Annotated in this window: 6 protein-coding genes; 3 read left to right on the top strand and 3 right to left on the bottom strand. The window is 63.3% G+C overall.

What is annotated here, in order from left to right; all coding sequences use genetic code 11:
• The coding region (locus tag EOB59_RS36900) for an outer membrane beta-barrel protein (RefSeq protein WP_245486830.1) at nt 1-303 on the top strand (303 nt) is incomplete at its 5' end.
• Nucleotides 304-374: 71 nt separating this feature from the next.
• Here EOB59_RS36900 and galU read toward each other — a convergent pair.
• On the bottom strand, nt 375-1,280 hold the full coding sequence (gene galU / locus EOB59_RS31115) for a UTP--glucose-1-phosphate uridylyltransferase GalU (protein WP_127270261.1): 906 nt from the start codon (nt 1,278-1,280) through the stop codon (nt 375-377).
• A 209-nt stretch (nt 1,281-1,489) separates the two neighbouring features.
• Between galU and EOB59_RS31110 the strand changes: the two genes are divergently transcribed.
• A complete protein-coding gene (locus tag EOB59_RS31110) occupies nt 1,490-2,710 on the top strand; it encodes a lytic murein transglycosylase (protein ID WP_127381663.1) in 1,221 nt (406 codons plus the stop codon).
• Between the two features lie 128 nt (nt 2,711-2,838).
• On the top strand, nt 2,839-4,047 hold the full coding sequence (locus EOB59_RS31105; protein ID WP_128290016.1) for a DUF459 domain-containing protein: 1,209 nt from the start codon (nt 2,839-2,841) through the stop codon (nt 4,045-4,047).
• A gap of 21 nt (nt 4,048-4,068) precedes the next feature.
• On the opposite strand, the gene EOB59_RS31100 is transcribed toward EOB59_RS31105, so the two are convergent.
• Entirely contained in the window at nt 4,069-5,523 is a 1,455-nt protein-coding gene (locus EOB59_RS31100; protein WP_023810073.1) for a glutamate synthase subunit beta, read from the bottom strand.
• 141 nt (nt 5,524-5,664) lie between these two features.
• A complete protein-coding gene (gene gltB, locus EOB59_RS31095) occupies nt 5,665-10,401 on the bottom strand; it encodes a glutamate synthase large subunit (RefSeq protein WP_128290015.1) in 4,737 nt (1,578 codons plus the stop codon).
• Between the last annotated feature and the right edge of the window lie 401 nt (nt 10,402-10,802).

Genomic DNA, 10,802 nt, shown 5'->3' with positions numbered 1-10,802 from the left:
ACCGTCGAGCCCACGACCACATCAGGCGAAAGCGGCGACATCCTCTATTCCGGTCGCCTGACCGGCGAACGCCAGATTCGCGCCAACCTCACCGCCAATGCGGCTCTGGGCCTCGACTGGCGTGATTACATCGGCATCGATGGCCATGACAGGGTGTTGAGCGCCGAGGCCGGACTGACCTGGTGGCTGAACCGCTACGCCGGCCTCACCACAAGGGTAAGGACCGAGAAGCTGACCAGCAATCTGCCGGGCCGGGACTACACCGCCAACAGCATCTTCCTCGGCGTGAAAGTGCAGCGCTGAGGGCTTGCGTGCCAAACGTGCGTTGAGATCAGACCGGCCCTTCCGCGGACCGGCTGAACATCGACATCGACTTAAGATGCGGCGCCGCGGCGCTCGGATGGCTTCATCTCATCGAGAAGCGTGCGGATCACACCGGCCATGTTCTCGTTCATGTCGCTGCGCCACAGCGCGAAGGCGACGTTGGCCTCGACGAAGCCTTCCGGCGATCCGCAGTCGAACGTGCGGCCTCGATAGTGGTAGCCGTAGAAAGGCTGCTGCTTTTCCAGCTTCAGCATGGCGTCGGTGAGTTGGATCTCGTTGCCGGCGCCTTTTTCCTGGCCTTCAAGGATCTTGAAGATCTCCGGCTGCAGGATGTAGCGGCCGTTGATGTAAAGATTGGACGGCGCGGTGCCGGCCTTCGGCTTTTCCACCATCTCGGTGATGCGGAAACCGTGATGCGTGTCCTCGCCGCGGCCGACGATGCCGTATTTGTGGGTTTCGGCGGGAGCGCATTCCTGCACCGCGATGATGTTGTTGCCGGTCTCCTCGTAGAGCTCGACCATTGCCTTCGTGCAGCTCTTCTCCGACTGCATGATCATGTCGGGCAGCAACAGCGCGAAGGGCTCGTCGCCGACGAGTTCGCGGGCGCACCAGACGGCATGGCCAAGTCCCATCGGCACCTGCTGGCGTGTGAAACTGGTCTGCCCCGGCGCCGGCTGCAGCCGTTGCAGGCGGGCGAGCTGGTCGTCCTTGCCGCGCTGGGCCAGCGTGTCATAGAGTTCGAACTGGATGTCGAAATGGTCCTCGATGACGGCCTTGTTGCGGCCGGTGACGAAGATGAAATGCTCGATGCCGGCCTCGCGTGCCTCATCCACCACATACTGGATCACCGGCCGGTCGACGACGGTCAGCATTTCCTTGGGGACAGCCTTGGTGGCCGGGAGAAACCGTGTGCCGAGACCGGCGACCGGGAAGACTGCCTTGCGAACTCTCTTCATGCTTTCAATTATCCGTTTGAGGGCCAGCTCCGCAATCCCCGTTCCAAGACATTTTCACGCCGGAATTCGGGACTACTGGGCAACTGAGAGGAATGTCCACCGGTAAAGCTTCGAAGCGTCTTTTCGTTCCCGGTGGCGCCTATGGTAAACTAATTCCTAACCTGGTTCGGCGATGAATGGTCTTTCCTGAGACAGAGAAGGAGGAAAAGATGTCCGTTCGCAATGCCGCAAAAATTTTTACCAGCGTCATGGCGGCAGCCAGCCTATCGCTCGCTCTGCTGATGCCTGGCCCCGCTTTCGCCGATGCCGGTTTCCGGCAGTGGGTCGCCGGCTTCCGCGCCACCGCCGTGCAGAGCGGCGTTTCCGGCGCCCTCTACGACCAGGCCTTCAGGAACATCAGGGATATCGATCCGGTGGTGCTGGAGAAGGCGCGTACGCAGCCTGAATTCACGGCCCCTGCCTGGGACTATTTCGACAATCGCGTCCATGACCAGTCGGTCGCCGTCGGCCAGCAGATGGCCAGGAAATGGAAGCCGTGGCTGGACCGGATCGAGGCCAGGTTCGGTGTCAACCGCTACATCCTGCTGGCCATCTGGTCGATGGAATCGAACTATGGCGAGATCCTCAAGCGCGACGACGTCATGCGCAATGTCGTGCGCTCGCTGGCGACCTTGGCCTATGCCGATCCGAAGCGGGCGAAATTCGCCCGCACCCAGCTGGTCGCCGCGCTGAAGATCCTGCAGACCGGCGACATCGACGAAAGCCATCTGAGCGGATCCTGGGCCGGCGCCATGGGCCATACCCAGTTCATCCCGACCAGCTATCTCCACTATGCCGTCGACATGGACGGCAACGGCAAACGCGACATCTGGAATTCGATTCCCGATGCGCTGGCGACCTCAGCCAACCTGTTGAAGAAGAATGGCTGGCAGGCCGGCAAAACCTGGGGCTACGAGGTTGCTTTGCCCGCTGGAAAGCTTCCCGGCGGCTCGAAAACACTGTCGCAATGGCAGGCGCTCGGCGTGGTCAGGGCCAACGGCAAGCCGTTCAAGAACGGCTCCGACAAGGCGACGCTGAAGGTGCCGGACGGCCGCAACGGGCCGGCCTTCCTGATGATCAAGAATTTCACGGTCATCAAAGCTTACAATAACGCCGACAAATATGCGCTGGCCGTCGGCCTTCTTGCCGACGAAATCGCCGGCTCCAGCGGTCTCGTGCAGGACTGGAAGCGGCCTTTCACCAAGCTCACTTTCGAGGAAAGGCAGGAGCTGCAGCAGCGGCTTTCCCAACATGGCCTTTATGACGGCAAGTTCGACGGCAAGATCGGCGACGGCTCGAAATCAGCCATCTTGGCCTTCCAGGCGAAGGCCGGCTTGACCCAGGACGGTTACCCGAGCATGGAAGTGCTGAAGTGGCTCCGGCAGAAATAGAGCCGCCTGCGGTGCCGCGCGGCCTTTCGGTCGCGCAAAGGACGCTGTAGCAATCTGGTTGGCACGGCATTTGCCGAGAAATCGATGCGGTTTTTCGGCAGGACCGCGCCAAGGGATGGAGGAAACGATTGGCTTCGGCTGCGCGCATCGCAGGGCTTGTCCGTCGCATGCCGGTGCTCATTCTGGCCGTGATCGTGCTCGCCGTCGGCGTGGCTGGCGCCTTTCACGCGCCGGCCTTGGCGCAGGAGCAGCCAAACCGCGGTTGGTCGTTGCGCGACCTTCTGTTTCCGCGCCGCAGCGAGCGCATCGAGCCACCGCAGGACATCCAGAAGGCAAGGCCCAGGCCCAAGGCGAAAAAACCCCGCGCCCCGCGCCCGCCCGCGGAACCGGAAATCCCGGTGGTCGACAAGGCACCGGACGCCCGCACCGTCCTGGTGGTCGGCGACTTCATGGCGGCCGGCCCCGCCGAAGGCCTCGACACCGCCTTTGCCGAGAATACCGGCGTCAGGATCGTCGTTCGCAGCAATGGCTCGTCCGGCTTCGTACGCGATGATTTCTACAACTGGCCCGAACAGATCAAATCGCTGATCGAGACCGAAAAACCTGCCGCCGTGATCGTCATGCTGGGTTCCAACGACCGCCAGCAGATGAAGGTGGGCGACGTGCGCGAGCAGCCCCGCTCTGAAACCTGGACCAAGGAATATGAGCGCCGGACCGAGGCGTTCGGCAAAGCTGTCGCGGAGGCAAAGGTACCCTTCCTCTGGGTCGGCATGCCGGCGTTCCGGGTGTCGAAGATGACCTCCGATATGCTGGCCTTCAACGACATCTATCATCAGGCCGCTGAAAGCCATGGCGGTGAATTCGTCGACGTCTGGGACGGCTTCGTCGATGAGAACGGTGCTTTCGTCACCAGCGGCCCCGACATCAACGGCCAACCGGTGCGGCTGCGCGCCGATGACGGCATCAACGTCTCGAGGGCGGGCAAGCGCAAACTCGCCTTCTACACCGAAAAACCGCTGCTGAAGATCCTCGGCCTGACCGCGCCTGGAAGCGTGATTACACCGTCCGCTCCGGCGGGCGCACCTGTCGAGGCGCCGGCGCCGGCCGCGGCCCCCATCGTTATCGACCGCACCGCGCCGATGCTGCTCAGCGATCCGGCACTCGACGGTGGCTCCGAATTGCTGGGCGCGACACCGCCGGCGAAGGCCAATCCGGACTTGCCCGGTGAAAAGCTTGTGGTCGAGGGCAAGGCACCGATTGCATCGCCCGGCCGCGCCGACGATTTCTCATGGCCGCCAAAGGCCGCGACCGATACCACGACCGCGATCAATCGTTAGTATCGCCGCACGCTCCTGGGCTCAGCGCGGGAGAACGCTTGACCCCATCAGTGCCTCGTCGATCGAGCGTGCCGCCTGGCGGCCCTCGCGGATCGCCCAGACGACCAGCGACTGGCCACGACGCACGTCGCCGGCCGCATAGAGCCTGTCCACGCTGGTCCGGTAGTCGCGGTCATTGGCCTCGACATTCCTGGAGCGGCGGCTGTCGGTGGCGATCTTCATCTGCCCGTCCAATTCTCTCGCCACACCGGCCGCGGCCGGCCCGGCAAAGCCGATGGCGATGAAAGCGAGATCGGCACGAATGACGAATTCGGTACCGGCGATCGGCTTGCGCTTGTCATCGACCTCGCAGCACTTGACGCCGGTCAACTGGCCTTCTTCGCCGATGAATTCGAGTGTCGCCACCTGGAATTCGCGCTCCGCGCCTTCGGCCTGCGAGGACGAGGTGCGCATCTTGGTCGCCCAATAGGGCCAGACCGAAAGCTTGTCTTCCTTCTCCGGCGGCTGCGGACGGATGTCGAGCTGGGTGACGCGCACCGCACCCTGGCGAAAAGCAGTGCCGACACAGTCGGAGGCGGTATCGCCGCCGCCGACGACGACGACATGCTGGCCGCCGGCGATGATCGGATGCGACGGCCATGCCACCGACTGAATCGGTTCGCCGCCGACACGCCGGTTCTGCTGCACCAGATAGGGCATCGCGTCATGCACGCCGCCGAGATCGTCGCCGGGAATGCCGGCCGCGCGCGGCGTTTCGGAACCGCCGCAATAGAGCACGGCATCATGTTCGGCGAGCAGCTCGGCAACCGGCTTGTCGACGCCGACATTGACGCCGCAATGGAAGGTCACGCCCTCACCCTGCATCTGCTCGATGCGCCGGTCGATATAGTGCTTCTCGATCTTGAAGTCGGGAATGCCGTAGCGCATCAGCCCGCCGGGCCGGCTTTCGCGCTCGTAGACATGGACATCGTGGCCGGCGCGGCCAAGCTGCTGGGCAGCCGCCATGCCGGCAGGGCCGGAGCCGATGACGGCGACGCGCTTGCCGGTCTTCTTCTCCGGCGGATAGGGCCTGATATGGCCGGTTTCATAGGCCTTGTCGGCGATCGCCTGCTCGACCGTCTTGATGGCGACGGGAATGTCCTCGAGGTTCAGCGTGCAGGCTTCCTCGCAGGGCGCGGGGCAGATGCGGCCGGTGAACTCCGGGAAATTGTTGGTCGAATGCAGGTTGCGGATCGCGTTGTCCCAGTCGCCATTGTAGACGAGGTCATTCCAGTCCGGAATCTGGTTGTGGATGGGACAGCCCGTTGGCCCATGGCAGAACGGAATGCCGCAATCCATGCAGCGCGCGGCCTGTTTCTCGACCTCCTTGTCGGACATCGGCAGCGTGAATTCACGGAAATGCCGGATGCGATCGGAGGCCGGCTGGTACTTGTGCACCTGCCGGTCGATTTCGAGAAAGCCTGTTACCTTGCCCATAGTCCAGTTCCTGCTGTCCAGATGGTGCGGTTTTCGCCGCACCCGTTAACCCCTTGAGGCAGCCATGGCAACCTTGCGCCGGAGGTCAAACTGTCGATGAAGATGGGCCGGGAAGCTTGGGCTCCCCGGCAATTGCAAAGCCTATTCCGCCGCGACGCCCATGCGCATGCGCTCCATCTCGATCAGGGCGCGGCGGTATTCGACCGGCATGATCTTGCGGAACTTCGGCCGGAAAATCGTCCAGTCGTCGAGAATCTCGCGACCACGTACCGACCCGGTGTAATGCACATGGTTGGAAATCAGCTGGTAAAGCCGCTCCTCGTCATGGCTGGTCATGTCGCCGGAGACGTCGACGCGACCCTTGTGATCGAGGTCGCCGCCATGGTGCAGCAGCCTTTCCATCAGATCGTCTTCTTCCGGAACCGGCTCCAGCTCGACCATCGCCATGTTGCAGCGCTCGGCGAAATCGCCCGCCTCGTCCAGCACATAGGCGACGCCGCCCGACATGCCGGCGGCGAAATTGCGGCCGGTCTTGCCGATGACGACGACGATGCCGCCCGTCATATACTCGCAGCCATGGTCGCCGACGCCTTCGACGACGGCGGCGACGCCCGAATTGCGCACGGCGAAACGCTCGCCGGCGACGCCGGCAAAGTAGGCCTCGCCCTCGGTGGCGCCATAGAGCACCGTATTGCCGACGATGATGGACTCGGCGGCGACGATCTTGGCCTCTTCCGGCGGCCGGATGACGATGCGGCCGCCCGACAGGCCCTTGCCGACATAGTCATTGCCGGCGCCGACAAGCTCGAACGAGATGCCGCGCGCCAGGAAGGCGCCGAAGGACTGGCCGGCAGTGCCGGTCAGCTTCACCTGGATGGTGTCCTCGCGCAGACCCTTGTGCTTGAAGCGCTTGGCCACTTCACCCGACAGCATGGCGCCCGCCGAGCGGTCGACATTGCGGATATCGACCTCGATCTTGACCGGCAGCTTGCTTTCGAGCGCAGGCTTTGCCAGTTCGATCAGCTTGCGGTCGAGCACGTCGTCGATCGGGTGCTTCTGGCGCTCGGTCCAGTGCACCGCCTCATGCGGCGCATCCGGCTTGAAGAACATCTTCGAGAAATCGAGCCCGCGCGCCTTCCAGTGCACGATCAGGTCGCGCTTCTCCAGAAGATCACTGTCGCCGATGATCTGGTCGAGATGGGTGTAACCCATCTCGGCGAGCAGCTCCCTCACCTCTTCCGCCACGTAGAAGAAGAAGTTGATGACATGCTCGGGCGTGCCCTTGAAGCGCTTGCGCAGCACCGGATCCTGCGTCGCGACGCCGACCGGGCAGGTGTTGAGATGGCACTTGCGCATCATGATGCAGCCGGCCGCGATCAGCGGCGCGGTCGAGAAGCCGAACTCGTCGGCGCCAAGCAGCGCGCCGATGATAACGTCGCGCCCCGTGCGCAAGCCACCATCGACCTGCAGCGCGACGCGCGACCGCAGACCGTTCAGCACCAGCGTCTGGTGCGTCTCGGCAAGGCCCATTTCCCATGGGCTGCCGGCATGCTTGAGCGAGGTCAGCGGCGAGGCGCCAGTGCCGCCATCATAGCCCGAAATGGTGATGTGGTCGGCGCGTGCCTTGGCGACCCCCGCCGCGACCGTGCCGACGCCGACTTCCGACACCAGCTTGACCGACACGTCGGCCGCCGGATTGACGTTCTTCAGATCGTAGATCAGCTGTGCCAGATCCTCGATCGAATAGATGTCGTGATGCGGCGGCGGCGAGATCAGGCCCACGCCCGGCGTCGAATGCCGGACCTTGGCGATGGTCGCGTCGACCTTGTGGCCGGGCAGCTGGCCGCCCTCGCCGGGCTTGGCGCCCTGCGCCACCTTGATCTGCATCATGTCGGAATTGACGAGGTATTCGGCCGTGACGCCGAAACGGCCCGAGGCGATCTGCTTGATCGCCGAGCGTTCGGGGTTCTTGCCGCCGCCAGGCAGCGGCAGATAGCGGTCGGCCTCTTCGCCGCCCTCGCCGGTGTTCGACTTGCCGCCGATCTGGTTCATCGCGCGCGCCAGCGTGGTATGCGCTTCGCGCGAGATCGACCCGAACGACATCGCCCCGGTCGAGAACCGCTTGACGATGTCGGCCGCTGACATGACGTCGTCGAGCGCCACCTTCTTGCGGCCGGTCTCTCCGGCCAGCTTGATCTTGAACAGGCCGCGAATGGTCTGGGCGCGGGCCGTCTCGCTGTCGATCTGGGCGGAATAGTCCTTGAACGTTTCCCACGACCCCTGGCGCACGGCGTGCTGCAAGGTGGCGACCGCGTCGGGCGACCAGATATGCGCCTCGCCGCGCATGCGGAACATGTATTCGCCGCCGACCTCGAGGCTGTTGCGCAGCACGGGGTCGTTGCCGAAACCGTCATTGTGGCGGCTGAGCGTCTCTGCCGCGATCTCGTCCAGGCCGACGCCTTCGATCAGCGTCGCGGTGCCGGTGAAGTATTGCTGCACGAAATCGGTCTTCAGGCCGATGGCGTCGAAAATCTGCGCGCCGCAATAAGACTGGTAGGTCGAGATGCCCATCTTGGACATCACCTTGAGGATGCCCTTGCCGATCGACTTGATGTAGCGCGAAACGACCTCGTAGGCGTCCACTTCCTTCGGCAGTTCGCCACGCTTGTGCATGTCGAGCAGCGTGTCGAAGGCAAGGTACGGATTGATCGCCTCGGCGCCATAGCCGGCAAGGCAGCAGAAATGATGCACTTCGCGCGGCTCGCCGGATTCGACGACGAGGCCGACCGAGGTGCGCAACCCCTTGCGGATCAGGTGATGATGGACCGCGGCCGTAGCCAGCAGCGCCGGGATGGCGATGCGGTCCGGCCCGACCTGGCGGTCGGACAGGATGATGATGTTATAGCCGCCGGCGACCGCCGCCTCCGCCCGCTCGCACAACCGGTCGATGGCGCCCTGCATGCCCGCGGCCCCTTCGGCCGAGCCATAGGTGATGTCGATCGTCTTGGTGTCGAAGCGGTCCTCGGTGTGGCCGATGGAACGGATCTTTTCGAGATCGCCATTGGTCAGGATCGGCTGGCGCACCTCAAGCCGCTTGCGGCGCGAATTGCCGACCAGGTCGAAGATGTTAGGCCGCGGCCCGATGAAGGACACCAGGCTCATCACCAGCTCCTCGCGGATCGGATCGATCGGCGGGTTGGTGACCTGGGCGAAGTTCTGCTTGAAGTAGGTGTAGAGCAGCTTCGACTTGTCCGACATCGCCGAGATCGGCGTGTCGGTGCCCATCGAGCCCACCGCTTCCTGGCCTGTCGTCGCCATCGGCGACATCAACAGCTTGGTGTCTTCCTGGCTGTAGCCGAATGCCTGCTGGCGATCGAGCAGGCTGACATCCTTGCGCAGCGCGCGCGGCTCGACCGGCTTCAGATCTTCGAGGATGAGCTGCGTGTTGGCGAGCCAGGTCTTGTAGGGATGCTTGGTCGCGATCTCCGACTTGAGCTCCTCGTCGGAAACGATGCGCCCCTTCTCCAGGTCGATCAGCAGCATCCGGCCGGGCTGCAGCCGCCACTTCTTGACGATCTTCTCCTCGGGCACCGGCAGCACGCCGGCTTCCGAGGCCATGATGACGCGGTCGTCATCGGTGACGATGTAGCGTGCCGGGCGCAGGCCATTGCGGTCGAGCGTGGCGCCGATCTGGCGGCCATCGGTGAAAACCACCGCCGCCGGTCCATCCCACGGCTCCATCAGTGCCGCATGGTATTCGTAGAAGGCCTTGCGATCGGCATCCATGAGCTTGTTGCCGGCCCAGGCTTCCGGGATCAGCATCATCATGGCATGGCTGAGCCTGTACCCGCCCTGGAACAGGAACTCGAGCGCATTGTCGAAGCAGGCGGTGTCGGACTGGCCGTCGTATGAGATCGGCCACAGCTTCGAGATGTTGTTCCCGAACAGTTCGGAATCGACCGACGCCTGGCGCGCAGCCATCCAGTTGTTGTTGCCGCGCACGGTGTTGATCTCGCCATTGTGGGCGACCATGCGGTAGGGATGCGCCAGCTTCCAAGACGGGAAGGTGTTGGTCGAGAAGCGCTGGTGGACGAGGATCAGCGCGGTCTCGAAGCGCGGATCGATCAGGTCCTTGTAATAGGCGCCGACCTGGTAGGCCAGGAACATGCCCTTGTAGACGATGGTGCGCGCCGACAGCGACACGCAATAGGCGCCGATGTCCTTGTTGTCGTTCTCGGCGTAGATGCGGCCCGATATGACCTTGCGCAGCAGATAGAGCCTGGCCTCGTATTCCTCGTCATCGGTAATGTCTGGCGTGCGGCCGATGAAGATCTGCCGGTGGAACGGCTCGGATGCCACGATGTCAGGCGCCTTCGACAGCGACGAATTGTCGACGGGCACGTCACGGAAACCGATGAGCGGAAGCCCCTCGGATTGCGCCGATTCGACAATGATGTCCTCGATATGGGCGCGAAGGGCCGCGTCCTGCGGCATGAACCAGTGTCCGACGCCGTACTGACCCGCCGGCGGCAGCTCGATGCCCTGGGCCGCCATCTCCTCACGGAAGAACTGGTCGGGAAGCTGCACCAGCACGCCGGCGCCATCGCCGACCAGCGGATCGGCGCCAACGGCGCCGCGATGCGTCAGGTTTTCGAGCACAGCCAGCCCGTCCTTGACGATCTGATGCGACTTCACGCCCTTCATATTGACGATGAAGCCGACGCCGCAGGCGTCATGCTCGTTGCGCGGATCGTAGAGGCCCTGGGCGGAAAAGCCGTTGGCGGTTCGGCTAATATTGGATCGCAAGGTGGTTTTGACGGTTGCCGCTTTCGTCTGCGCGGCCTGGCCGTTCGTCGCAGAGTGCGTCATGTCCGTCATCTCCTGTCCTCCATTCCCAGCCATTCAGGCGCTGGTTTGCCTCGGCAAGCGCTTGGCTCACCCTGATCCTTGTGGCACGTCTTGCGAAATCCTTGCCGAACCAGGCGGCTTTCCGCATGGATCGCATCTGGTAATCGTACAGGCCAGAGTCTGGCTGTCCACCTGTCGCTCGCGGCAACAGCCGGAGAGGCCCAATGATACGCCAATCCGGCTCGTTTTGTGCGACAAAATAAGACAGCACTACTGTCCTAAATTTTTATGGCAGAATTCCGGGACGCACACAAGACCGATTCACAAAAAACTTGGGCTTTTGGCGACAGAAAATGTCGTCAAGTCCGGGAAAAACGTAAGCTTCAGTCGTCGACCTGGGGTTTGTCGGTTGGCTGGCTTTACTGCTTTTC

This window comes from Mesorhizobium sp. M7A.F.Ca.MR.176.00.0.0 (genome assembly GCF_004023165.1).
GTDB lineage: Bacteria > Pseudomonadota > Alphaproteobacteria > Rhizobiales > Rhizobiaceae > Mesorhizobium.
This window is presented reverse-complemented; position numbering and strand designations above follow the sequence as displayed.